A 24,070-nucleotide genomic window follows, 5' to 3' on the forward strand; every position below is an offset into this window, starting at 1 on the left:
GACGTAATCCGGCCACGCCGCCCCGGCCGATACCCTAGGGGCGTGACGTTCCCGGTAGTCGGCATGGTCGGCGGGGGGCAGCTCGCGCGTATGACGCACGAAGCGGGCATCCCGTTGGGCATCAGGTTCAAGCTCCTCAGTGACACCCCTCAGGATTCAGCGGCGCAGGTCGTCAGCGATGTCGTCATAGGCGACTATCGCGACCTGGACACGCTGCGTGAGTTCGCGCGCGGTTGCGATGTGATCACCTTCGATCACGAACATGTACCCACCGAGCACCTCAGGGCCCTGGAGGCGGACGGTATCCCCGTGCGCCCAGGACCCGACGCGCTCGTGCACGCCCAGGACAAGGGCGTGATGCGGGCGAAGCTCGACGCGATCGGAGTGCCGTGCCCACGGCACCGGATCGTGGGCGACCCGCAGGACGTGGCGGCCTTCGCGGCGGAAGGGGACGGCTTCCCGGTCGTCCTCAAGACCGTCCGCGGCGGCTACGACGGCAAGGGCGTGTGGGTCGTCGACTCCGTCGAGGAGGCCGCCGACCCGTTCAGGGCGGGCGTCCCGGTCCTCGCCGAGGAGAAGGTCGACTACGTCCGCGAGCTGGCCGCCAACGTCGTACGGTCCCCGCACGGCCAGGCCGTCGCCTACCCGGTGGTCGAGTCGCAGCAGGTCGCCGGCGTCTGCGACACCGTGATCGCGCCCGCCCCCGACCTTGACGAGGAGCTGGCCCTCCAGGCCGAGGCGATGGCGCTGCGCATCGCCAAGGAGCTGGGCGTCGTCGGCCACCTCGCCGTCGAGCTGTTCCAGACCCGCGACGGCCGCATACTCGTCAACGAACTGGCGATGCGTCCGCACAACTCGGGCCACTGGACCCAGGACGGTGCGATCACCTCCCAGTTCGCCAACCACGTGCGTGCCGTGCTCGACCTCCCGCTGGGCGACCCGCGCCCGCGCGCCAAGTGGACGGTGATGGCCAACGTCCTCGGCGGCGACTACCCGGACATGTACTCCGCGTACTTGCACTGCATGGCCCGCGACCCCAAGCTCAAGATCCACATGTATGGCAAGGACGTGAAGCCCGGCCGCAAGGTCGGACACGTCAACACCTACGGCGACGACCTGGACGACGTGCTGGAGCGCGCCCGTCACGCAGCCGGCTACCTGAGAGGCACGATCACCGAATGAGCCCTGTTGTTGGCATCGTCATGGGGTCGGACTCCGACTGGCCCGTCATGGAGGCCGCCGCCCAGGCCCTGGACGAGTTCGAGATCGCGTACGAGGTCGACGTCGTCTCCGCGCACCGCATGCCGCGCGAGATGATCAGCTACGGCGAGCACGCCGCCGACCGCGGCCTGAAGGTGATCATCGCCGGTGCGGGCGGTGCCGCCCACCTGCCGGGCATGCTCGCCTCGGTCACCCCGCTGCCGGTCATCGGCGTGCCCGTGCCGCTGAAGTACCTCGACGGCATGGACTCGCTGCTCTCCATCGTGCAGATGCCGGCCGGTGTCCCGGTCGCCACCGTCTCCGTCGCGGGCGCCCGCAACGCCGGTCTGCTCGCGGCCCGCATGCTCGCCGCGCACGACGAGGACCTGCTGCAGAAGATGCGCGACTTCCAGCAGGACCTCAACGACCAGGCCACCGAGAAGGGCAAGCGGCTGCGCGCCAAGGTCGAGGGCGCCGCGGGCGGCTTCGGCTTCGGGAAGTGACGCCCGTGACCTCGCTGGACGACGCCCGCGAGCTGCTGCGCGAGTTCCCCGTCGTCGACGGGCACAACGACCTGCCGTACGCGCTGCGCAAGCAGGTCCGCTACGACCTCGACGCCCTCGACCTCGCCGCCCACCAGAACGCGAGCCTGCACACCGACCTGCCGCGGCTGCGCGAGGGCGGGGTCGGCGCCCAGTACTGGTCGGTGTACGTCCCCTCCGACCTGCCGGACGCGGTCCCGGCGACCCTGGAGCAGATCGACGGCGTCCGGCAGATGCTGGCCCGCTACCCCGCACAGCTGGCCCCCGCCCTGACGGCGGCCGACATGGAGGCGGCCCGCGCGGACGGCCGTATCGCCTCCCTCATGGGTGCCGAGGGCGGCCACTCCATCGGGAACTCCCTGGGCACGCTCCGGGGCCTGTACGCGCTCGGCGTGCGGTACATGACGCTCACCCACAACGACAACGTGGACTGGGCGGACTCGGCGACCGACGAGCCGAACGTGGGCGGCCTGTCCGCCTTCGGCCGCGAGGTCGTCCGCGAGATGAACCGGCTCGGCATGCTGGTGGACCTCTCCCATGTGGCGGCCACGACCATGCGGGACGCGCTGGACGCCTCGTCCGCGCCGGTGATCTTCTCGCACTCCTCCGCCCGTGCCGTCTGCGACCACCCGCGCAACATCCCGGACGACGTCCTGGAGCGGCTGCCCGGCAACGGCGGCATGGCGATGGTGACGTTCGTACCGAAGTTCGTGCTCCAGGCGGCGGTCGACTGGACGCTCGCGGCCGACGAGAACATGCGCGCCAACGGCTTCCACCACCTCGACACCACCCCCGAGGCGATGAAGATCCACCGCGCCTTCGAGGAGCGCAACCCGCGCCCGGTCGCCACGGTCTCCACGGTCGCGGACCACCTCGACCACATGCGCGAGGTCGCGGGCATCGACCACCTCGGCATCGGCGGCGACTACGACGGCACCGCGTTCACCCCGGACGGTCTGAACGACGTCTCCGGTTACCCGAACCTGATCGCCGAGCTGCTCGACCGAGGCTGGTCCCGGGCCGACCTGGCCAAGCTGACCTGGCAGAACGCGGTACGGGTGCTGGGCGCTGCGGAGGACGTGGCCGGTGGGCTTCAGGCCACGCGCGGTCCGTCCAACGCGACCATCGAGTCGCTGGACGGCTGATCCGGCAGCTCGCCGAGGGCGGGGTAGTCGTTGTAGCCGTCGACCCCGCCCACGTACATGAAGTACCGGTCCCGGACCGGGTTGAGCGGCGCGCCGAGTCGCAGCCGCTCGACCAGGTCCGGGTTGGCAAGGAACGGCCGGCCGAGCGCCACCAGGTCGGCGCCCGCCGCCAGCATGTCTCGCGCGGCCCGGGTGACGCCCTCGGTGGAGAGGTCGGTCAGGTCCGGGTTGCCGATCAGGATGCCGGGCCAGTCGGCGCGGATCCGCCGGTACCAGCCGGTGTCCGGGGCGGAGCGCACCAGGTGCAGATAGGCGAGGTCCAGGCCCTTCAGGCGGGCCAGGAGCGCGGCGTAGAGGCCGTCGGTGTCGTCCTCCAGGACGCCGTTGACGGTGCTCGCGGGCGAGATGCGGATGCCCACCCGGTCCGCGCCGATCGCGTCGGCCACCGCCTCGGTCACCTCCGCCGCGAACCGCGTCCGCCGCTCGACGGAGCCGCCGTAGGCGTCGGTGCGGCGGTTGGTGTTGTCCGCGAGGAACTGGTGCAGCAGCATCCCGTTGGCCGAGTGCACCTCGACGCCCTCGAAGCCCGCGTCGACGGCCCGGCGGGCGGCGGCCGCGAAGTCTGCGACGGTGGCGCGGATGTCGTCCGCCGTCATCTCGCGCGGCTCGACGGCCGTCCGGTGCCCGCCCGGCGTGAAGATCGTCTCCGGCAGCGGTACGGGGGAGGGCGCGACCGGGGTGAGACCGGTGGTCGCCGGATGGCTGACCCGGCCGCCGTGCTGGAGCTGGAGGAACATCCGCCCGCCGGCCGCCCGTACCGCGTCGGTGACCTGACGCCAGCCGGCCGTGTGCCGGTCGGTGTGGATGGCGGTGATGTCGGGGTACGTCTGCCCGACCGCGTTCGGCGTCGAGCCCTCGGCGACGATCAGCCCGGCCGAGGCCCGCTGGGCGTAGTGCGTGACCATGAGCGGGGTCGGGGTGCCGTCGGGTTCCGCGCGGTTGCGGGTGAGCGGGGCCATGACCAGGTGGTTGGGGAGCGCCAGCCGGCCGAGCCGGGCCGGGGCCAGGAAGTCCGTTGTCTGCGTCATGGCCGCACGGTAGAACTTGACATTGATGTCAGATTCAAGCCCTCTTCCCGGCGGAGACGGACATGCGGATCGGTGAACTGGCCCGGCGCACCGGCGTGAGCGAGCGGTCGCTGCGCTACTACGAGACCCAGGGGCTGCTCACGGCCGAGCGCACCCCCGGCGGACACCGCGACTACCCGGAGCCGGCCGTCGACCGGGTCATCCGGATCCAGGAGCTGTACGCGGCCGGCCTGCACAGCGAGCGGATCCGGCTGCTGCTGCCCTGTATGCGCGACCAGGACGGCGGGCCCTCCGCGATCGCCACCCCACGGCTGGTCGCCGACCTCAGCGCCGAACGCGACCGCATCGATCGCCTGATCGCCGACCTCGTCCGCTCGCGGGAGACGCTGGACGAGGTGATCCGGGCGGCCGGGGCCGAGTGACGGACCGTACCCCCGAACGCCCCACTCGCCAGGAAGGATCCCCGCGCTCCGTGCGAACGTGTCGGTACGCCAGCCGCATCAGACGTAGCTCACGACCGACGTAGCTCAGACGACGTACGGAGCCCGCCATGGCCGACCTCCAGGACGACACGCCCACCACGACCGAGGTCGGCGGGGACTACGGCCTGCCGGACGACCCCTTCCCCGACGAGCCGTACGGCCCGGCCGACGAGACGCTGCGGCGGGCGCACTCCCTGCTCGCCGATCACCCCGTCGCCGACGGCTACAGCGGGCTGCCGTGGGCCCTGCGCCATCTGCCCTGGTACGACCTGGAGCTGGGCGAGATGGCCGTCGACACCGATGTGCCGCGGATGCGCGAGGGCCATGTGGGCGCCCTGTTCTGGTCGCTGCACCTGCCCGAGGGGCTGGCCGGGGACCGTGCGGTGGGCGCCACCCTGGAGCAGCTGGACCTCGTCCACTCCGTGACCGACTCCCATCCGGAGGGACTGCGCCTGGTGCGCACCGCCGGACAGATCATCGACGCCCGCAACTGCGGCAGAGTCGCCGTCGTGCTGGGCCCGGCCGGGGCGCCCGCGCTCGACGACTCCCTGGGCATCCTGCGCGTCCTGCACGCTCTCGGCCTGCGCCTCCTCACGCTGGCGGGCACCGCCTGGGCGAGCGAGGCGGGGCTGACCCGGTTCGGCGAGGAGGTCATCCGCGAGATGAACCGCCTCGGCGTCCTGGCCGACCTCTCCGGCGCCTCCGAGGCCACCGTCAGCCGGGCCACCGCCCTCTCCAAGACCCCGGTGCTGTGCACCCGCTCCGCCGCCCGCGCCCTGCGCCCCCACCCGGCCAACCTGCCCGACGACCTGCTCGCCGAGCTGGGCGCCGCGGGCGGTCTGTGCATGGTGCCGCTGACCGCCGAGCAGACCGGCCCCACCGTCCGGGACGTCGCCGACCACCTCGACCATGTCCGCGCGGTCGCCGGCCCCGAGTGCGTCGGCCTGTCCGGCACCTACGACTCCGGCGCCGCCCACCCCCGCGACCTCGCCGACGCCTCCCGCTATCCCCACCTGATCGCCGAGCTGCTCCGCCGCGGCTGGTCCGAGTCCGAGCTGTCCCTGCTGACCTGGGGAAACGTCCAGCGGGTGCTTCGCAGCGCGGACTTCACGGCCCGCGCCGCACAACACCGCCGGGAGCCATCGAACGCGCGGATCGCGGAGCTGGATGGCTAGGGCCCGTCTTCGGCTACCTCAGCTGGCGCAGAGGCAGAAGGGGTGCCCCGCGGGGTCCGCGTACACCCGCCAGGTGCGCGAGCGGTCCTCGGCGTCCAGCGCCCTGGCGCCCAGCTCCAGCACCTCCTTCTCGGCCGCGTCCATGTCCTCCACCACCAGGTCCAGGTGGAACTGCTGCGAGGCGTCCGGCGCGGGCCACTGCGGCGGGACGAACCCGGGCGCCTCCTGGAAGGCCAGCGCCTGCCCGCCCGGGACCTTCAGGTCGACCCAGTCGCCCTGGTCCTCGACCGTGCCGCCCAGCACCCCGGCGTAGAAGCCGGCCAGCGCACGGGGATCGGGACAGTCCAGGACGACCACACCCAGCTTGGCGAGTGCCATGACTTCCTCCTCGAAGTCGGAGTTACCTTCGGAGTTACCTTTAGAAGCGGGCAACCAGTAACGCGTTACCTGATGCTCCTGCATCGGCGGTAACGCCGCAACCGGATTCGGGAGGTAACTTGCAGCCATGAGTGAGAGATCGCCCGCGCCGGGAGGCCTGGCCCTGGTCGAGTCCCTGGTGAACACGCTGGACATCGAGTCGGGTGCCGACTCGCTCGACACGGCGGACGGCCGGGCGCGCTTCGGACTCCAGGAGGACGACGTCCCCCGGGCCCGTGAGCTGCGTGAATCACTGCGCGCGACCCTGCTGGCCCACGCCGGCCACCTGCCCCACCGCCCGGTGACGCCCCTGGGCGAGCTCCTGGCGTCGGCCCCCCTGCACGTGACCGTCGACGCGGCCGACGGCTCGGCGGCCCTCGTCCCCGCCGACGTACGCCCCCTCATCTCCCGCGTCGCCGCCGCCGTCGCCGAGGCGCTGGTCGCGGGCACCTGGACCCGCCTCAAGGCATGCGAGGCCGAGACCTGCCACTGGGCGTACTACGACCGCAGCCCCGCCGGACGGGGCCGCTGGTGCTCGATGCAGGTGTGCGGAGCGCGCGCCAAGATGCGCCGCTACCGGGCGAAGGAGCCGTGAACCACAAGGAGCCGTAAACCACAGGGAGTTCATCGGCCACGCATGTGTCCCGTGGTGCAGAATGCGGGAAGACGCCGGTTCGGCCGACTGAGCCTCGGCCGAACCGGCGTCGCCCTGAAGGCATGCCGCCGGCCGCTAGGCGGTCGGCCGGCCCATCGCCCGGTACGTCCACCCGGCCCGCCGCCACAGCTCCGGATCCAGGGCGTTGCGCCCGTCCAGGATCAGCCGGGCCGCCGCGGCCCGGCCCAGCGCCGCCGGGTCCAGCTCGCGGAACTCCCGCCACTCGGTCAGGTGCAGTACGACGTCGGCGCCCCGGACCGCCTCCAGGGCCGAGTCGGCGTAGCCCAGGGTGGGGAAGACCTTGCGGGCGTTCTCCATGCCCTTCGGGTCGTACACGGTCACCTGGCCGCCCTGCAGATGGATCTGCCCGGCCACGTTCAGCGCGGGCGAGTCGCGGACGTCGTCCGAGTCCGGCTTGAAGGTGGCGCCGAGCACCGCGACCCGCTTGCCCAGGAACGGACCGCCGCCCAGCGCCTGCCGGGCCAGCTCCACCATCTGACCGCGCTGGCGCATGTTGACGGAGTCGATCTCGCGCAGGAAGGTCAGCGCCTGGTCCGCGCCCAGCTCGCCGGCGCGCGCCATGAACGCCCGGATGTCCTTCGGCAGACAGCCACCACCGAACCCGATCCCGGCGCGCAGGAACTTCTTCCCGATCCGGTCGTCGTAGCCGATGGCCTCCGCCAGCTTCGCCACGTCACCGCCCGCGGCCTCGCAGACCTCCGCCATCGCGTTGATGAAGGAGATCTTGGTCGCGAGGAAGGAGTTCGCCGAGGTCTTCACCAGTTCGGCGGTCGGGAAGTCGGTCACCACGAACGGCGTGCCCTCGCCGATCGGCGTGGCGTACACCTCCCGCAGCAGCTTCTCCGCGCGGTCGCCGCGCACGCCCACCACGATCCGGTCCGGGTGCAGCGTGTCCTGCACGGCGAAGCCCTCGCGCAGGAACTCCGGGTTCCAGGCCAGCTCGGCGTCCGCACCGGCGGGCGCGTGCTCGGCCAGATAGGCGGCCAGCCGCTCGGCCGAGCCGACCGGCACCGTCGACTTGCCGACGACCAGGGCGGGCGCGTGCAGATGCGGGGCGAGGGAGGCGAAGGCGGCGTCGACGTACGACATGTCCGCCGCGTACTCCCCGTGCCGCTGCGGAGTGTTCACACACACGAAGTGCACGTCACCGAAGGCCCCGACCTCGGCCCAGTCCTGGGTGAACCGCAGCCGCCCGGTGGACCCCTCGAAGCCGGCGACATGCCGGCGCAGCAGCTCGTCGAGCCCCGGCTCGTACATCGGGGTCTCGCCCCGCTCCAGCATCGCGATCTTCTCGGGCACGACATCGAGCCCCAGCACCTCGAAACCGAGTTCGGCCATGGCCGCGGCGTGCGTGGCGCCCAGGTAGCCGGTGCCGATCACGGTGATCTTCAGGCTCATGGATGTGCTCCAGATCGGGTACGTCGGTGATGCGGAGCCGAGCATAGTCGGGGCGTCCACCGGGCAATTTCCCCGCTGTCGCCCATCTCACGTAGGCGTCCCCCGGTCGGCCCTCTAAAATTTGAGTTACTTAACGGTAATTAGCGTCAGCATCACAGCGTCTTTGGAGCGTGAGAGACCTTGGCCGGATCGGCTGACTTCGACCTGTACCGCCCGTCCGAAGAGCACGACATGCTCCGTGACGCCGTCCGTTCGCTGGTCGAGGCGAAGATCGCGCCGTTCGCCGCAGCGGTGGACGAGGAGGCCCGCTTCCCGCAGGAGGCCCTCGACGCCCTGGTCGCCAACGACCTGCACGCCGTGCACGTCCCCGAGGAGTACGGCGGCGCCGGCGCCGACGCGCTCGCCACGGTCATCGTGATCGAGGAGGTGGCCCGCGCCTGCGTGTCCTCCTCCCTCATCCCCGCCGTGAACAAGCTGGGCTCGCTCCCGGTGATCCTGTCCGGCTCCGAGGACCTGAAGAAGAAGTACCTCGCCCCGCTCGCCAAGGGCGACGCGATGTTCTCGTACTGCCTCTCCGAGCCGGAGGCGGGCTCGGACGCGGGCGGCATGACGACCAAGGCGGTCCGCGACGGCGACCACTACGTCCTCAACGGCGTCAAGCGCTGGATCACCAACGCGGGCGTCTCCGAGTACTACACGGTCATGGCCGTGACCGACCCGAGCAAGCGCACCAAGGGCATCTCCGCCTTCGTCGTCGAGAAGTCGGACGAAGGCGTCTCCTTCGGCGCCCCGGAGAAGAAGCTCGGCATCAAGGGCTCCCCGACCCGCGAGGTCTACCTCGACAACGTCCGCATCCCCGCCGACCGCATCATCGGCGAGGAGGGCACCGGCTTCGCCACCGCCATGAAGACCCTGGACCACACCCGCATCACCATCGCGGCCCAGGCCCTCGGTGTCGCCCAGGGCGCCCTCGACTACGCCAAGGGCTACGTCCAGGAGCGCAAGCAGTTCGGCAAGCCGATCGCCGACTTCCAGGGCATCCAGTTCATGCTCGCCGACATGGCCATGAAGATCGCCGCCGCCCGCGCCCTGACCTACCAGGCCGCGGCCGCCTCCGAGCGCGGCGACAAGGACCTCACCTTCCAGGGCGCGGCCGCCAAGTGCTTCGCCTCGGACGTGGCCATGGAGGTCACCACCGACGCCGTCCAGCTCCTCGGCGGCTACGGCTACACCCGCGACTACCCGGTGGAGCGCATGATGCGCGACGCCAAGATCACCCAGATCTACGAGGGCACGAACCAGGTCCAGCGGATCGTGATGGCCCGCAACCTGCCGTAAGGCGCGCGCTCTCCTCGCTGCTGCCCGGTAGCCCCCGTCCGCCTCGGACGGGGGCTACCGGCCTATCGGCGTAGCGTGGACAGCGGGGCATCTCCCGGCCCGACCCCGGTCACGGAAGGCACCGTCACCATGCCCACCAGCGAATCCCTCGACGGCAGGCGCGCACTGGTCACCGGCGGCACCAAGGGCACCGGAGCCGCCATCGCCGACTCCCTGCGCAGGGCCGGCGCGAGCGTGCTGGTCACCGCCCGCAGCCGCCCCGAGGAGGTCGAGGAGAAGACGTTCATCGCGGCGGACCTCGCCACCGTCGAGGGCGCCGCCGAGGTCGTCTCCGAGGTGAACTCCCGCCTGGGCGGCGTCGACATCCTCGTCCACACCCTGGGCGGATCCGCGGCCCCGGCCGGCGGCTTCGCGGTCCTCGGCGAGGACGACTGGGCCCGCGAACTGACCGTCAACCTGCTGGCCGCCGTACGCCTGGACCGCGGCCTGCTGCCCGGCATGATCGAGGCCGGCCGCGGGGTGATCGTGCACGTCACGTCCATCCAGCGCCGGATGCCGCTGTGGAACGGCACCCTCGCCTACGCCGCCGCGAAGGCCGCGCTGACCACCTACAGCAAGGGCCTGGCCAACGAGGTCGCCCCGCACGGGGTACGGGTCACCGCGGTCTCGCCCGGCTTCATCCGGACCAGCGCGGCCGACCAGCTGGTGACCCGGATCGCCGAAGAGGCCGGCGTCACCCGGGAGGCGGCCCTGGACCGGCTCATGGACTCCCTCGGCGGCATCCCGCTCGGCCGCCCCAACCGCCCCGAGGAGGTCGCCGACCTGATCGCCTTCCTGGTCTCCGACCGCGCGTCGGCCATCCTCGGCGCCGAGTACGTCATCGACGGCGGTACGACCCCCACCGTCTGAAGAATCCCTCTGGGCCGAACGGGTGCGAAGCGGGACATGCGTCGAATGGCAGAGCCGGGCGCCCGGGCGTAGGACGGAACCACACGGGGCCCGCCCCGGACCCCTCTCCCTCCCCAGGAGGAGCCATGACCCAGCCCGGAACCACCATGCCCGCCATGACCAAGGAGATGCAGGACTGCGTCGAGGCCTGCATGTCGTGCCACAACATCTGCGAGGAGACCATGAGCTCCTGCATGCAGATGGGCGGCCAGGCCCAGATGCAGATCATGCGCGCGCTCATGGACTGCTCCGAGATGACCCGCATGTGCGCCGACATGATGATGCGCCGCTCGCCGATGTCGCCCGAGATGTGCGCGATGTGCGCCAAGGCCTGTGACATGTGCGCCGAGGCGTGTATGTCCATGCCCGACGACAAGCAGATGATGCGCTGCGCCGAGGCGTGTCGCCGCTGCGCGGAGATGTGCCGAGCGATGGCGGGCGCACGGATGTGACCCTCCCCACCCCGTGAGGGCGTTCAGGGGCACCCCCGTGGGTGCCCTTGATCCTTTGTGCGGCACCCTGGGCGCATGATCGAGACGGATGCGACGGCGGCCTTCGACGCCTCCGAGCGGGCCATGTGGGCGGGGCGGACCGAGGCGTACGCCGGGAGCTACGCGCGGCTGTGTGCGTACCCGGTGCCCGCGCTGCTGGACGCGGCCGGGGTCGGGGAGGGGACGCGGGTCCTCGATGTCGGGACGGGGACCGGCACGGCCGCCTTGGCGGCGGGGGAGCGGGGCGCGTTGGTGCGGGCCGTGGACGCCGACGCCGGCATGGTCGCCGAGGCGCGCCGGCGCGGGGTGGCCGCAGAGGTCGCCGTTCTGCCCGAACTGCCCTTTCCTGACGGGGAGTTCGATGCCGTGGTCGGCAACTTCGTGCTCAACCACGTGGGTCGGCCGCGTGCCGCGCTCGCCGAGCTGCGCCGGGTGCTGCGGCCCGGTGGGGGGATCGCCGTGACGCTGTGGGGCGCCCGGCGCGGGGCGGGGCAGGAACTGCTCGGGCAGGCGTGCGCGGCCGGCGGTGCCGTACCGCCGTCGTACCTGCCGCGCCTGGACCCGGAGGAGGACTTCACCCGGACCCCGGAGGGCCTGGCGGAGATGCTCACGCAGGCCGGGTTCAGTGGTGCCGAGGGCGGCGAGCTGGCCTGGGCGCACCGCGCCGGCGTCGAGGAGTGGTGGGGCGGGGTGGCCGCCGGGGTCGGCAACGTCGGGCTGGTCGTGACCTCGCAGGACGCGGAGACCGTCGTACGGATCAGGCGGGAGTACGAGCGGCTGAGCGCCGTATACGCGGATGGGGAAGGGCTGCTCGCCCTTCCCCATGTCGCGCTGCTCGCCTCAGCGACCGCCTAGTTGTTGGTGACGGTCACCTTCTGGTCGTTGTTCAGCTCGTTCACCAGGGTCTTCACCTTCGCCTTGTCCCAGACGAGGTTGCCGCCGGTGGATCCGGAGATCGGCATGTTCAGCGAGGTGCCGTCACCGCCGTTGACGCCCTTCATCGCCCAGAACATGGACCCCAGGTCCCACAGGCCCATGTCCTTGTCGACGATCAGGGAGTCCAGGCCCGCGCCCATGGTCGGGTAGAACTTGAAGGGGTTGAGGATCGTCCCCGGGGTGGCGACCTGGTGGGCCAGGGCGGACAGGAACTTCTGCTGGTTCTTGGTGCGCTGCAGGTCGCTGGCCGCGAAGGCGTGCCGGGTGCGGACGAAGGCCAGGGCCTGCTGGCCGTTGAGGGTCTGCTTGCCCGCCTTGAAGTCGGCGCCGGACCACTTGTCCTTGAAGCCCTTGTCGATGTCGATCTCGACGCCGCCGACCGCGTCCACGATGTTCGCGAAGCCCTGGAAGCCGATCTCCACGTAGTGGTCGATGTGCAGGCCGGTGTTGTACTCGACCGTGCGCACGAGGAGGGTCGGGCCGTCCTCGGCGTAGGCCGCGTTCAGCTTCTCGTGCCGGCCCCTGGCCGGGTAGACCTTCCCGGACGTCGACCCCTTGTACGACGGGATCTCCACGTCCGAGTCACGCGGCAGCGAGATCAGCGTGTCGCCGCTGTCGCCGACGTGCAGGATCATCATCGAGTCGGTGCGCTTGCCCTCGGCGCCACCGGTGTGCAGCTTCTTCTCGTCCGCCTTGGACATGCCCTCACGGCTGTCCGAGCCGACGATCAGGTAGTTCGTGCCCGAGCCGGACTCCGGCCGGTCGATGACCTTCGACAGGTCGACCTCGCGGCGCAGCTTGGAGTCGGCCCAGAAGTAGGTCGCCACCGAGGTGACGATCAGCACACCGGCCAGCGTGATCGCGGTCCACTTGATGCGCCGCCGCCAGTTCGGCGCCGGACGTGGACCCCGGGTGGGTGCCCCTGCCGGGCCGCTGGGCCCGCCCGGGCCGCCGCCGTAGACCTGGCCCGTGTTGTACCCGCTGTCGTAGTCGCCGTAGCCGGCGCCGTCGTCGTATCCCTGGCCGTCGACGTACGACGGCTGCTGCGGGACTCCGGCGCCGTACGGCGGTGCCGACGGGCCGGGGTCGCCGTACGAGCGCTGTCCGGGCGGTACCGCCGGGCCGCGCCGCACCTGACGCATCACGCGGGCGCCTTCCGGCTGCGCGCCGCCGCTGCCGCGTCCGTAGCGCGGGCCGCGATTGTCGTCTCGCCATCCCTCGGGCCAGTCATTCATGCGCCCCAGTGTGCAGGGCACCGCTGTGGGCCTTACAAGGGGTGTCGGAAAATCAGAGCGGCGCTGTTGCGAAGCTGACACAAATTCCGCGAACGTCAGTTCGGCATAAGGTGGGGGCCATGACAGACCAGGCCACGGACGTGGATCCGGACATCCCGGGCAAGCCGACGTCCGCTTCCCGCACCACGCTCAGCCACATCATGACCCACAACGACACCAATCTGTTGGGGACGGTGCACGGCGGTGTGATCATGAAGCTGGTCGACGACGCGGCGGGCGCGGTGGCCGGCCGGCACTCCGGCGGTCCCGCCGTCACCGCGTCCATGGACGAGATGGCCTTCCTGGAGCCCGTCCGCGTGGGCGATCTGGTCCATGTGAAGGCCCAGGTCAACTGGACCGGCCGGACCTCGATGGAGGTCGGCGTGCGGGTGCTGGCCGAGCGCTGGAACGAGTCCGCCCCGCCGACCCAGGTCGGCTCGGCCTATCTGGTCTTCGCGGCCGTGGACGCCGACGGCAAGCCGCGCCAGGTGCCCCCGGTGCTGCCGGAGACCGACCGTGACCGCCGCCGCTACCAGGAGGCCCAGATCCGCCGCACCCACCGCCTGGCCCGCCGGCGCGCGATCCGCGAGCTGCGCGAGAAGCGGGCGGCGGAGGGCTTCGAGGACTAGGGCTCTCCTCGGAGCACCGGGCCCCCTCGGACCACATGCCCCTTCGAAGTACTAGGCCCCTTCGGAAGCCGAGCAGATCACCTCGTTGCCGCGCAGCACCGCCTGCTCCGGTTTGGCCGGGTCCTCGACCCGTACCTGGTGCACGGCCTTGAAGTCCGACCCGGCGGTCACCTTGATCAGCTGGCCCTGACCCGGTACCGCGCGCAGTTCGCTGCCGGGCAGGGCCGCGGCCAGGGTGCGGGCGGAGCGGTCCCAGCGGGGGTCGTAGGAGATCACCGTGCGCCTGGCGTTGTGCACGGTCGCGGTGGTCGGCTGGCGGGTGGTGGCGAAGCCGGCCGTCGCGAGCGCCGCGTCGACCCGCTTGGCCAGCCCGGCCGTGCCGGTTCCGTTCTCCACCTGGACCCGGACCTGCCGCGGGTCGACCTCGACAGGCGCGGGCCGAGGCCCGCGGTGCGGGTGGTCCACGCTGAGCGGCTTGTCGTCGCGCAGGGCCTGGAAGAGCCGGCCGGACGCCGCCGGGTCCCACTTCAGGGTCGAGCCGAGGCCCTTGACCGCGAAGTTCAGCTGCCCGATCGGCACGGTGGTGAACTCGGAGGAGGACGGGGAGAAGTTCCGCATCGCCCGGCCGAGGTCGAGCAGCTCGTCGGTGCCGAAACCCTCGTCGGCCCGCACCGAGCCGAGCACCGCCCGGGTCACGTCCCGGAACCTCATCGGGTTCAGCAGCACCCCGGAGGAGGTGGCCCGCTCGATCAGCGCGGCCAGGAACCGCTGCTGCCGCCTCATCCGGCCCAGGTCGCTCGCCCCGTCCGCGTGCCGGGCGCGCACGTACTGCAGCGCCTGCCCGCCGTTGAGCGTGTACGTGCCGGGCGCGAGGTCGAGGCCGGTGTACGAGTCCTTCAGCGGCGTCGCCGTGCAGACCTGGACGCCGCCGAGCACGTCCACGGTCTTCATGAAGCTGGTGAAGTCGACCTCCAGATAGTGGTCGATCTTCACATGGGTCATGTTCTCGACCGTGGCGATGGTCAGCTGGGGGCCGCCCTCGGCGTAGGCCGCGTTCAGCTTGACGGGGTGCGGGGTGTGCCGCCGTCCGGTGGCCGGGTCGACGTGCTCGGGCACCTCGGCGTAGGAGTCGCGGGGCAGGCTCACCACGCTCGCCCGTTCCCGGTCGTCCGAGATGTGCACGATCATCATCGTGTCGGTGCAGTGACAGGGCTGCCCGCCCAGCCGGTACGCGCGCCGCTCCGACTCGCTGATCCTGTCGCGGGCGTCCGTGCCGACCAGCAGGACGTTCATGCCGTGCCCGGCGCGGGGCCGGTTCTTCATGTCCTTGAAGGCGTCGACCCGGGCGATGCCCGCGTCCAGGCTGGTGACGACCGCGTGACCGATCCCGGCGGAGGCGAGCACGACCACGGACAGCGTGGTCACCGCCCGCATGGCCCAGCGCGGCCGCCTGGGGCGCGGGGGCCGCACGGTCCGCTGGGGCTGCCGTGGCACCCGGCGGGGCGGTTGCGCTCGGCGCTGCGGCCGGGCGGGGGACCTGGGCGGGCTCGGCAAGGGACACCTCCGGGCTGCGGCCGTACGTGGGATTTGTGAGCACCGTAGGCCGATACGATCTCCTGCCCGCCTCCACGCCCCGGCGGCGCGCACCGGTGTCCCCCGTTCGCGGTAACGTGAGCCCCCTATGAACGCCAAGCCCGACGTGCGACTCCCCGCTGTTTCTGTGATCATGCCCGTCCTCAACGAGGAGCGGCATCTGCGCGGGGCCGTCCAAGCGATCCTCGCGCAGGAGTACGCCGGCGAGATGGAGGTCGTGATCGCCCTCGGTCCGTCCACGGACCGCACGGACGAGATCGCCGCTCAGCTCGTGGCAGACGACGCGCGTGTACACACCGTCCCGAACCCGACCGGCCGCACCCCCGCCGCGCTGAACGCGGCGATCAAGGCCTCCCGGCACCCGATCGTGGTCCGCGTCGACGGCCACGGCATGCTCTCGCCGAACTACATCGCGACCGCCGTGCGGCTCCTGGAGGAGACCGGCGCGCAGAACGTCGGCGGCATCATGCACGCCGAGGGCGAGAACGACTGGGAGCACGCGGTCGCCGCCGCCATGACCTCGAAGGTCGGCGTCGGCAACGCGGCCTTCCACACCGGTGGCCAGGCGGGCCCCGCCGAGACGGTCTACCTCGGCGTCTTCCGCCGCGAGGCGCTGGAGCAACAGGGCGGCTACAACGAGGAGTTCATCCGCGCCCAGGACTGGGAGCTGAACTTCCGCATCCGTGAGGCGGGCGGCCTGATCTGGTTCTCGCCGGAGCTGAGGGTGTCGTACCGGCCGCGGCCGAGCGTGAAGGCGCTCGCCAAGCAGTACAAGGACTACGGCCGCTGGCGCCATGTCGTCGCCCGCTACCACGAGGGCTCCATCAACCTGCGCTACCTCGCCCCGCCGACCGCGGTGTGCGCGATGGCGGCGGGTCTCGTGGTGGGCGCGGCCCTGACGCCGTGGGGTCTGGTGGTCCCCGGCGGCTATCTGGCGGCGATCGTGGCGGGTTCGGTCCCGGCGGGCAAGGGGCTTCCGCTCCGGGCCCGGCTGCAGATCCCGGTGGCCCTGGCGACCATGCACATGTCGTGGGGCTGGGGCTTCCTGACCAGCCCCAAGTCGCTGGCGAAGCGAGTGATCGCCTCGCGTCGGCCGGCGGTGCTGGAACCCCGCTGAGCGAGCACATGAAACGACGAGGGCCCCTCCTGCGCGGAGGGGCCCTCTTGTTGCTTCACCACTGGTAGGGCTTGTACACGTCCATGCACTGGGAGGTGTCCGAGCCGTTGATGGCGTCGGAGTTGCTGGGCAGGTCGCCGGCCTTCGGAGCGGACTTCTTCGGGTAGGCCGTGCCCGTGCGCCAGTCCGCGCCCACGACGAGGGTGACCCCGGACACGTCGGTCGACTGCTTCACCTGGCTCAGCGGGATGCCCAGCGCCTTGGCGACGGCCTGCGCGTCCCCCTCCAGGTCGGCGCTCGGGTAGCGCACGACGGTCTGGTCCGCGGACAGCGTCGCCGAGGTGTCGGCCGTGGCCCTGCCGTACCCCTTCTGCACGAGCACCTGGCCGATCGTCCCGGCCCGGCCCCCGACCGCGGCCTCGGTCGAGGACTGCGTGGCGTTCTGCACCACCACCCCGAGCCGCGCCGCGTCGACCGAGGGAGCCTTCGTCGGCTGGGACTTGCTCGCCGCCTGCTTCGCCTTCGACGGCTTGCCGTTCTTGTCGAACGCGACGTCGTCGCGGAGCATCTGCCACATCTTGTCGGCACCGGCCTTCTCCGGTACGACGTGCTCGCTGTTCTGCGAGTCCTGGACGTTGGGCATCGTCACCGACGTGATGCGGTCCGACGGCACCGACTTCAGCTCCATGCCGAGGTCGTAGAGCTTCTTGACGGTGCCGATCTCCTCGGACACCTTCAGGGACTTGGTGGCCGCCTCGGCCAGGTCCATCAACCGGCCAGTGTCGGTGAAGACGTTCTGATGCTGCAGCGTGCGGATCATCGAGTTGAGGTACATGTGCTGGGCGCGGGCCCGCATCACGTCACTGCCCCAGGCGTGCCGCGTGCGCAGCCACTGCAGGGCCTGCACGCCCTCGACCTTCTTCCGCCCGGCCTTCATCTTCAGCCCGGAGCCGCCGCGTTGGGCGGGCGTGGAGTGGTCCCACACGTTCTGCCGTACGCACACCTCGACGCCGCCGATGGCGTCCGCCATCTTCACCACGCCCGCGAAGTCGATCGTCATCCAGTGGTCGATGTAGACGCCGGTGAGGTTCTCCCAGGTGGCCAGCGTGCAGCCGGCCCCGCCCCGGGCCAGGGTGGTGTTGATGATGTCGTTGGTCGCCGGGTAGACCTTGCCGGTGTCGGGGTCCGTGCACTTGGGGATGTCGACCCGGGTGTCCCGGGGAATGCTCACCATGGCGGCGCTCTTGCGGTCCGCGGAGAGGTGGATGAGCATCTGCACGTCGGCGAGCGGTGGGCTGCCGCGGTCGTACTTGGCCCCGCCGAGCTTCACGTTCTCGTCGGAGTTACGGCTGTCGGAGCCGATCAGCAGGATGTTCAGCGGGGTCTGGCCGGCCGCGTTCGGCCGGGTCCGCTGCGCCTTGGAGTCGTCGCCGTTGCTGCGCCGACCCTTCTGGATGTTGCCGTTCAGGTGCTGGTAGTACAGGTATCCGGCGCCGGCCGTGCCGAGTATCACCACCGCGAGCACGGTCGCCGACCAGCGCAGCGCCCGCCGTCGGCGCGGTCGCCTCTCGGTCTTCGGGCCGCCGCCGCGACGTCCGCCGCCGTGCCGTCCGGACCCCTCCGGCGCGACCGCCGTCCGGGGCGTGAGCGCCATCGTGTCCTCGACCGCAGGAGGCTCCCCCCGCACATCGCTCTGCGACAACTCCCTGCCCTCCCCACCCTGCGCCATGAAACGGGTCCGTCCCGCGCCGAGTTAGACGCACGACGGACCCGTTGGGTTACCTACGAGGCGCACTGAACCTTGTCGGCCGTGGACTTGCCGTCGACCTCCGGCGCCTTGGTCGGAGCGGTGAGGGAGACGCCCGCACCCTTGAAGTCCTTGCCCAGGGTGAGCGTCATCGCGGGCAGCCCCTGCGAGTTGGTGACGCTCTTGCCCGGCTTCAGCGCGCTTCCGGGCAGCCCCATCAGGGCGGCCAGTTCACGCGCCTGGGGCGCCTGGTCGGGTGCGTACTCGAGCGTCGTCCTGCTCAGTTCCGCGGGCGCGTTGCCGGCGTTCTCCGACTTGAGCACGCCCTTGTCGGTCTGCAGCCAGTTCAGGGTCTCCTGCGCGCTGCCGGCCTCGGCGCCGCCGTTGAGGACCCGCACCCGCACCTCGGAGGGCGCGGACCTGCTGCCCTTGAGGCGGGCGGCCGCCGCGTCCTTGGCCGCCTTCTGCTTCTTCTTCACCTCGGTGAAGGAGACGTCGTTCTTGATGGCGTCGAAGACCTGGGGGGCGGTGTTCGGGTTGACGATGACCGTCTTGTGCACGACACCGTCTGCCGGGTTGTCGACCACCGGCACCGTCAGGAAGGAGATGTTCTTCGGCGGCACCTTCTTCAGCTCCAGCGCCACGTCCTTGAGCGTGCTCACCGAACCGATGCCCTTGTCGACGGTCAGCGCCTTGGTGGCCGCCTCCGCCAGCTTCACCAGCTTGGTCGGGCTGGTGAGGGTGTCGCTGGAGGACATCTTGCGCATCAGCGAGGCCATGAACTGCTGCTGCACTTTGATGCGGTCCAGGTCGCCCTGGTTGCCCCAGCTGTGCCGGGTGCGGACGAACGCCAGCGCCTGCTCGCCCGCGATCTTGGACGGGCCGGCGGGCAGGTCCAGGTGCGAGTCCTTGTCCTTCACCGCGTGCTTGAGGCACACGTCGACGCCGCCGACCGCGGTCGTCAGCGTCTTCACCGCGTTGAAGTCGACCATCATGAAGTGGTCGGGCTCTATGCCGGTGACCTCCTTCACCGTGCGCATCGTGCAGCCCGGGTCCCGGCCCTCCTGGCCCAGGCTGGTGTTGAAGCGGACCCCGTCGGTGCCGGCGATGATCTTCTTGCTGCCGTCGGCCTGGGTGGTCTCGCAGTCCGGCACGTTCACGATCAGGTCGCGCGGAATGCTCAGCGCGGTCGCGTTCGTCCGGTCCTTGGCGACGTGCAGCAGGATGTTGGTGTCGGCGTGCCCGACGCTGTTCTTGTCGCCGTAGCCCTCGTTGCCCTTACCGGTCCGCTTGTCGGTGCCGATGATCAGGATGTTGAAGGCGTCGTCCTTACTGAAGCCGTCCTTGGCCGCGTCGCCGACGTCCGTGGTGGTGACGTTGCCCTCGAGATGCTTCAGATAGAGGTAGCCGGCCGTGCCGACGGCCACCAGCACGAACGCCGTGCCGCCGGCGGTCCACGCCAGTATCTTCTTCGCCTTCGACTTCTTCTTCACCGGCCGCCGGTTGCGCCGCCCCGGCGGCGGCTCGGGTTCGGCACCCCGACGCCGGCGCGGTCCCGGCACCTCCGCGCCGCGCACCTGCCGCATCTCGCGCGTGCCACCCGCCGCCGCGTCGCCGCGGCCGCGCGCCGCACCGCCGGAAGCACCTGAAGCACGGGAATCACGGGCGTTCGGTCTCCGCGGACCGGGAACCGATGACTGCGGTGCGGAAGGACTCAGTCGCAGTTCGTATTCGCCGGTGCTCGGATTGAGTACCCACTGGTCTGCGGGGTCGATGTTGTCCGCCCGCCCACGGCCTTGCGCGTCCACGGTTGTCCGAATCCTCCGTCGGGGCCACGCGGCGCCTTCCCCCTCAAAGGCGCTCGGGTCTCGCTGAATCAGTGCACGACCCCAGGACAGACCTCGCGGCCGGGTGCACCGGATCGCTCACACTATCCGCCCAGTTCAGCGTCAAGCGACGCCGGTGACAAATTCCACCTTCCTACAACTGGGCAATCCCCCTCATATTTCTGAACAGAGGTTCGTCGTCCCGGTGCGCGCCTCACGCGCAGCCGTGCTCGGCGGCGGTGTTCCCGCGGAACGTCGGGGCGGGGGAGGCGCCGTCCGCACGGTCCTCTCCCGGGCCCTGCCTGAGAACTTCCTGAGAATCCTTCTGTGTCACCGCCACCGGCTGGTCCGCCCGCAGTCGCGCGAACAGCTTCTCGGCCTCCGGCTCCACGAGTTGGTCGCGATTGGAGTCGTAGACGTACGACTCCCGCGGCACCGTCAGGAACTGCACATGTTCCGTGGGGATGTTCCGCAGCCCGCGCACCAACTGGTACAAACCGCGCAGACTCGCCAGTTCCGGATCGGTGGTGAGCGAGGAGGTCGCCGCGTCCAGCACCGGGTAGAGCTTCGCCGGGTTCAGCAGGACGTCGCTGCTCCGCACCTTGTTGACGAGCGCGCCGAGGAACCGCTGCTGCCGCTCCATCCGCTCGGTGTCGCTGCCGTCCCCGATCGACTTACGGGCCCGTACGTACCCGAGCGCCTGCTCCCCGTCGAGCGTCACCTTGCCCGCGGGCAGCTTCAGCTTGGCGGCCTTGTCGTCGATGGGCTCCTTCAGACACACCTGGACCCCGTCGACGGCGTCGACCATCTCCTTGAACCCGCTGAAGTCGACCACCACGTGATGGTCGATCCGGATGTCCGTCAGCTTCTCGACGGTACGGATGGTGCACGCCGAACCGCCCACCTGGAAGGCGTGGTTGAACATCGCGAACACCGGCTCGCTGCGGCTGCCGTCCGCGCGCCGGCAGCCCGGGATGTCCACCATCAGGTCCCGGGGCAGCGAGACGGCGGTGGCGCTGCGCCGGTCGGCGGCCAGGTGCAGCAGGATCGTGGTGTCGGACCGCTCGCTGCCCAGGTCCCGCCCGTACTGCCCGTTGCCGTCCCCGGCCCGGGTGTCCGACCCGATCAACAGGATGTTCTGCGCGTCCCGCACCAGCGCGGTGGGCCGCTCCCGCTCGTACCGGGCAAGCTCGGCGGCGGCCGCGTCATCGGGCGTGATGTTGGCACTGAGCTTGGCGTACACGGCCCACCCGGCCCCGGCCGCCACGACGACGACCACACCCACCCCCAGCGCCGCCCCCCTGACCCACCGCCGCCGACGCCCCCGAAGGAGCCCGTCCCCGGCGGCCGAGGCCCCGAGCCCCCGACGAACGCTGTCGTTCACGGTGCGGGCCCCCTCATGGCGTACGAGCGTCACGTCCTGCTCTTACGACGATGGCGGGGGGCGGGCTGGGGAGCCGCCCTTTGCTACTCCACACGGGTGACGGCAGCCAACCTGAAGGGGCGCGGGGCTGTGTCGATATGCGGCTCCGCCGCGTGGGCGCGACCAGCCACAACGGACCCGCACTCCAAAACACAGCCTTACTGCCGCAAAGCAGTCACCCTCTCGCTCTCCACCCGCTTGGCGAGAGCCTCCTCACCCAGCCGGTCAAGATTCCTGCACAACACCACGGACCCCCCGACAGCCAAGGGCGCGTACAACCCCGCGCTGAGCCCTTCCCATGTGTCGTACGACAGCCCCGACAACAACCGAGACCCCGGCCCCGTCAAGTCCAGCGACGGCGCGTCGGTCAAGGCCCGCTCGACCACCTCGCCCGCACTGAACTCCGCCCCGGCCACAATCAGCGCCGGCTCCTCAGGATCCACCGGCGCGAACGGCACGAACCGATCCCCCTGGCTCGGCACTTCCACGGCGTAATCGACGAAGCCATCCGGGACCTGCGGGAACCGCCCGCCCAGCGGCCGCAGTGCGAGAGCGACCCGCTCCCCGCGGCACGCCCGCGCCGCCTCCAGGGAGTCCGGCCCGCTGACGACGACGTCGGCGGCGGCCGGGTCCCCGGCCACGTCCGCCACCGCCCCCACCGACGCACAGGCGAGCAGCCACACGGCCGTCTGCCAGTGCGCGGGCAGCAGCAGCGCGACCCGGTCGCCGGGTCCGGCGGACAGGTCGCCCTGAAGGAGATTCGCGGTCTTGGCCACCCAATTGGCGAAGGTGGCGACGGAGAGTTCGACGCGTTCGCCCGTGGCGTCGTCGTAGAAGGTCACCAGGGGGCGGCCGGGATCCGCGGCGAGCGCGGAACGCAGCAGGTCGGCAGGGGTGCGATCGGTGGCATTCACCCGCGCAAGAGTACGCCGGGGCGGGCCCGCGCACCGAGCGCCGGGGCCACCGGTTCGGCGGAGCGGCTCCCGACGGCCCGTCAGTTCCCCGATGGACAGATTTATATGGCTATGTCCAGGATCATGGGCATGCGTGGATTCCTCACTTCCTCGATCGGCGCTCCCTCGATCGGCGTCACGTGCGCGGCCGCTCTCGCGCTCCCGCTGACCTTGCCCGCCACCGCCGCGACCGCCACGCCCGCACGAGCGGACCGGACGGCCGCCACGGGCCGGGTGGCCGAGGCCGCGGTCCCGGGCCGCACCCAGTCGCTGCCCCTCGTTCCCCGTTCCCGCTCCCGCGTTGTCGGCGCGGCCCCGGAGCAGGGCCTGTACCGCGCAGGAGTACGGCACTTCTCGCTGGTCGGCGTGGTCTGGGACGACCCGGACACCGAGCTGCACGGCCGGGTCCAGGCGCGTACCCGGTCCGCCGCGTCGGGAGCGTGGACCGGCTGGCAGGACATCGAGACGCACAACGAGGAACACGGCGCCGACCCGGGTACGGCGGAACGCTCCTCGGGCCGGGTGCGCGGGGCCACCGCACCGCTGTGGGTCGGCGACTCGGACGGCGTGGACGTACGGGTGCGCGCGGACGCCGAGCCCGTCCCGGCGACAGGGGCCCGGGGCGGCTCCACCGACGGCCCGGACTCGCCCCTGCCGTCCGGGCTGCGCCTGGAACTCGTGGACCCCGGGGACGAGGCACCACCCCAGGGCCCGCCGGCGGACGCCCCCCGCAGCGGCACCCGGACCGACGCGGCCGTCGCCGCCTACGCGGCCAACACCGACCTCGTGCCTTACGGCGCCCCGGACATCCCCGAGCTGGGCCGGTGGGCCACCGAGCGGGAACTGAGCCGCCTCAACGGGGGAGTTTCGCGCGCGAAGCCGTACATCGGGCCGCGCCCGCCGATCGTGACCCGGCGCGGCTGGGGCGCGGACGAGTCACTGCGCGAGCCCGGGTTCCGCTACACGAACACGGTCAAGGCGGCCTTCGTCCACCACACGGCGTCGGGCAACAAGTACACCTGCTCCCAGGCCTCCTCCGTCATCCGCAGTATCTACCGCTACCACGTCAAGAGCATGGGCTGGCGGGACATCGGCTACAACTTCCTCGTCGACAGGTGCGGAACCATCTACGAGGGCCGGGCCGGGGGTGTGGCGAAGGCGGTCATGGGCGCCCACACCCTCGGGTTCAACAGCAACAGCATGGGCATCGCCGTGATCGGCACCTACGGCACCACCAAGCCGTCCGCCGCCGCGGTGACGGCCGTCGCCCGGCTCACCGCGTGGAAGCTCGGGCTCTTCGGTGCCAATCCGAGCGGAAAGACATATCTGACGTCGGCCGGTGGCAATCTCTACCCAAAGGGGAAGAACGTACGACTGAACGTGATCTCCGGCCATCGGGACGGATACGCCACCGAGTGTCCGGGCAAGCAGCTCTACGCCAAGCTCGGCACGGCCCGTTCCAGCGCGGCGCGGTATCAGGGGCGCTGAGAGCCGGAGGGTGCGCGTTCACCGCCGTCGGGGGACGGGTGGGCAGGCTCGCGGACGGCGGGGGACGGTTGGGGGAAACCGGACGCCGATCTCGCGGGACACCGCGCGGCCGACGAGGGCACCGTCGCACGGTCTGCATACACTGGCCGGCCGAAACGGTAGTTCGGCCGGTCCCGGCAGGAAG

General features: G+C 71.2%; 22 protein-coding genes. 13 read left to right on the top strand and 9 right to left on the bottom strand.

Annotated elements, in window-relative coordinates; translation table 11 throughout:
- Positions 1-42 precede the first annotated feature (42 nt).
- From CRP49_RS17725 to CRP49_RS17735, 3 genes are read left to right on the top strand one after another with little or no spacing between them, the layout of a single operon-like run.
- Positions 43-1,182: a 5-(carboxyamino)imidazole ribonucleotide synthase gene (locus CRP49_RS17725; RefSeq protein WP_097254246.1), complete on the top strand. Its 1,140-nt coding sequence runs from the start codon at positions 43-45 to the stop codon at positions 1,180-1,182.
- Positions 1,179-1,703, top strand: coding sequence for a 5-(carboxyamino)imidazole ribonucleotide mutase (gene purE / locus CRP49_RS17730; RefSeq protein WP_094216568.1), 525 nt, complete (start codon positions 1,179-1,181; stop codon positions 1,701-1,703). Before CRP49_RS17725 ends, purE begins: the two co-directional genes overlap by 4 nt.
- Before the next feature lie 5 nt (positions 1,704-1,708).
- Entirely contained in the window at positions 1,709-2,887 is a 1,179-nt protein-coding gene (locus CRP49_RS17735; RefSeq protein ID WP_097254247.1) for a dipeptidase, read from the top strand.
- On the opposite strand, the gene CRP49_RS17740 is transcribed toward CRP49_RS17735, so the two are convergent.
- Positions 2,836-3,975: an alkene reductase gene (locus CRP49_RS17740; protein WP_097254248.1), complete on the bottom strand. Its 1,140-nt coding sequence runs from the start codon at positions 3,973-3,975 to the stop codon at positions 2,836-2,838. The genes CRP49_RS17735 and CRP49_RS17740 overlap by 52 nt on opposite strands.
- A gap of 62 nt (positions 3,976-4,037) precedes the next feature.
- On the opposite strand from CRP49_RS17740, the gene CRP49_RS17745 reads away from it, so the two are divergent.
- Complete coding sequence (locus CRP49_RS17745) at positions 4,038-4,397, top strand: MerR family transcriptional regulator (RefSeq protein WP_097254249.1); 360 nt, start codon at positions 4,038-4,040, stop codon at positions 4,395-4,397.
- A 128-nt stretch (positions 4,398-4,525) separates the two neighbouring features.
- Entirely contained in the window at positions 4,526-5,632 is a 1,107-nt protein-coding gene (locus CRP49_RS17750) for a dipeptidase (protein ID WP_097254250.1), read from the top strand.
- Positions 5,633-5,650: 18 nt separating this feature from the next.
- Here the strand turns inward: CRP49_RS17750 and CRP49_RS17755 are convergent, their stop codons facing one another.
- Positions 5,651-6,010, bottom strand: coding sequence for a VOC family protein (locus tag CRP49_RS17755; RefSeq protein ID WP_097254251.1), 360 nt, complete (start codon positions 6,008-6,010; stop codon positions 5,651-5,653).
- A gap of 127 nt (positions 6,011-6,137) precedes the next feature.
- On the opposite strand from CRP49_RS17755, the gene CRP49_RS17760 reads away from it, so the two are divergent.
- Positions 6,138-6,644, top strand: coding sequence for a CGNR zinc finger domain-containing protein (locus tag CRP49_RS17760; protein WP_097254252.1), 507 nt, complete (start codon positions 6,138-6,140; stop codon positions 6,642-6,644).
- A gap of 135 nt (positions 6,645-6,779) precedes the next feature.
- Here the strand turns inward: CRP49_RS17760 and CRP49_RS17765 are convergent, their stop codons facing one another.
- Positions 6,780-8,123, bottom strand: coding sequence for a UDP-glucose/GDP-mannose dehydrogenase family protein (locus CRP49_RS17765; RefSeq protein WP_097254253.1), 1,344 nt, complete (start codon positions 8,121-8,123; stop codon positions 6,780-6,782).
- Between the two features lie 180 nt (positions 8,124-8,303).
- On the opposite strand from CRP49_RS17765, the gene CRP49_RS17770 reads away from it, so the two are divergent.
- From CRP49_RS17770 to CRP49_RS17785, 4 genes are all read left to right on the top strand, one after another.
- Positions 8,304-9,461 carry an acyl-CoA dehydrogenase gene (locus tag CRP49_RS17770; RefSeq protein WP_097254254.1) on the top strand — a complete coding sequence of 386 codons (1,158 nt, stop codon included), beginning with the start codon at positions 8,304-8,306 and terminating at the stop codon, positions 9,459-9,461.
- A 129-nt stretch (positions 9,462-9,590) separates the two neighbouring features.
- On the top strand, positions 9,591-10,370 hold the full coding sequence (locus CRP49_RS17775; RefSeq protein WP_097254255.1) for an SDR family oxidoreductase: 780 nt from the start codon (positions 9,591-9,593) through the stop codon (positions 10,368-10,370).
- A 125-nt stretch (positions 10,371-10,495) separates the two neighbouring features.
- Positions 10,496-10,861, top strand: a complete 366-nt coding sequence (locus tag CRP49_RS17780; RefSeq protein ID WP_097254256.1) for a four-helix bundle copper-binding protein — start codon at positions 10,496-10,498, stop codon at positions 10,859-10,861.
- A 75-nt stretch (positions 10,862-10,936) separates the two neighbouring features.
- Positions 10,937-11,755: a class I SAM-dependent methyltransferase gene (locus CRP49_RS17785; RefSeq protein ID WP_097254257.1), complete on the top strand. Its 819-nt coding sequence runs from the start codon at positions 10,937-10,939 to the stop codon at positions 11,753-11,755.
- Here the strand turns inward: CRP49_RS17785 and CRP49_RS17790 are convergent.
- Entirely contained in the window at positions 11,752-13,071 is a 1,320-nt protein-coding gene (locus tag CRP49_RS17790) for an LCP family protein (protein ID WP_179851660.1), read from the bottom strand. The two genes, CRP49_RS17785 and CRP49_RS17790, sit on opposite strands and share 4 nt — an antisense overlap.
- Before the next feature lie 119 nt (positions 13,072-13,190).
- Here CRP49_RS17790 and CRP49_RS17795 point away from each other — a divergent pair, with 119 nt between their 5' ends.
- Positions 13,191-13,739 (top strand): acyl-CoA thioesterase, encoded by a 549-nt coding sequence (locus CRP49_RS17795; protein ID WP_097254259.1) that lies wholly within the window; start codon positions 13,191-13,193, stop codon positions 13,737-13,739.
- A 51-nt stretch (positions 13,740-13,790) separates the two neighbouring features.
- Here CRP49_RS17795 and CRP49_RS17800 read toward each other — a convergent pair whose 3' ends face one another.
- Positions 13,791-15,173 carry an LCP family protein gene (locus CRP49_RS17800; RefSeq protein WP_097254260.1) on the bottom strand — a complete coding sequence of 461 codons (1,383 nt, stop codon included), beginning with the start codon at positions 15,171-15,173 and terminating at the stop codon, positions 13,791-13,793.
- A 247-nt stretch (positions 15,174-15,420) separates the two neighbouring features.
- Between CRP49_RS17800 and CRP49_RS17805 the strand changes: the two genes are divergently transcribed.
- The gene (locus CRP49_RS17805; protein WP_097254261.1) at positions 15,421-16,449 is read left to right on the top strand and encodes a glycosyltransferase family 2 protein; all 1,029 of its coding nucleotides are present in this window, start codon (positions 15,421-15,423) and stop codon (positions 16,447-16,449) included.
- 55 nt (positions 16,450-16,504) lie between these two features.
- Here the strand turns inward: CRP49_RS17805 and CRP49_RS17810 are convergent, their stop codons facing one another.
- From CRP49_RS17810 to CRP49_RS17825, 4 genes are all read right to left on the bottom strand, one after another.
- Positions 16,505-18,103 (bottom strand): LCP family protein, encoded by a 1,599-nt coding sequence (locus CRP49_RS17810; protein ID WP_097254262.1) that lies wholly within the window; start codon positions 18,101-18,103, stop codon positions 16,505-16,507.
- 128 nt (positions 18,104-18,231) lie between these two features.
- Positions 18,232-20,004, bottom strand: coding sequence for an LCP family protein (locus tag CRP49_RS17815; RefSeq protein ID WP_097254263.1), 1,773 nt, complete (start codon positions 20,002-20,004; stop codon positions 18,232-18,234).
- A gap of 232 nt (positions 20,005-20,236) precedes the next feature.
- On the bottom strand, positions 20,237-21,406 hold the full coding sequence (locus tag CRP49_RS17820; RefSeq protein WP_097254264.1) for an LCP family protein: 1,170 nt from the start codon (positions 21,404-21,406) through the stop codon (positions 20,237-20,239).
- A gap of 197 nt (positions 21,407-21,603) precedes the next feature.
- Positions 21,604-22,359, bottom strand: coding sequence for a TIGR03089 family protein (locus CRP49_RS17825; protein WP_097254265.1), 756 nt, complete (start codon positions 22,357-22,359; stop codon positions 21,604-21,606).
- A 111-nt stretch (positions 22,360-22,470) separates the two neighbouring features.
- Here CRP49_RS17825 and CRP49_RS17830 point away from each other — a divergent pair, with 111 nt between their 5' ends.
- A complete protein-coding gene (locus CRP49_RS17830) occupies positions 22,471-23,886 on the top strand; it encodes a peptidoglycan recognition protein (protein WP_097254266.1) in 1,416 nt (471 codons plus the stop codon).
- The last annotated feature ends 184 nt before the right edge of the window (positions 23,887-24,070 follow it).

Source organism: Streptomyces sp. Ag109_G2-15 (assembly GCF_900215565.1).
GTDB classification, from domain to species: Bacteria; Actinomycetota; Actinomycetes; order Streptomycetales; family Streptomycetaceae; genus Streptomyces; species Streptomyces diastatochromogenes.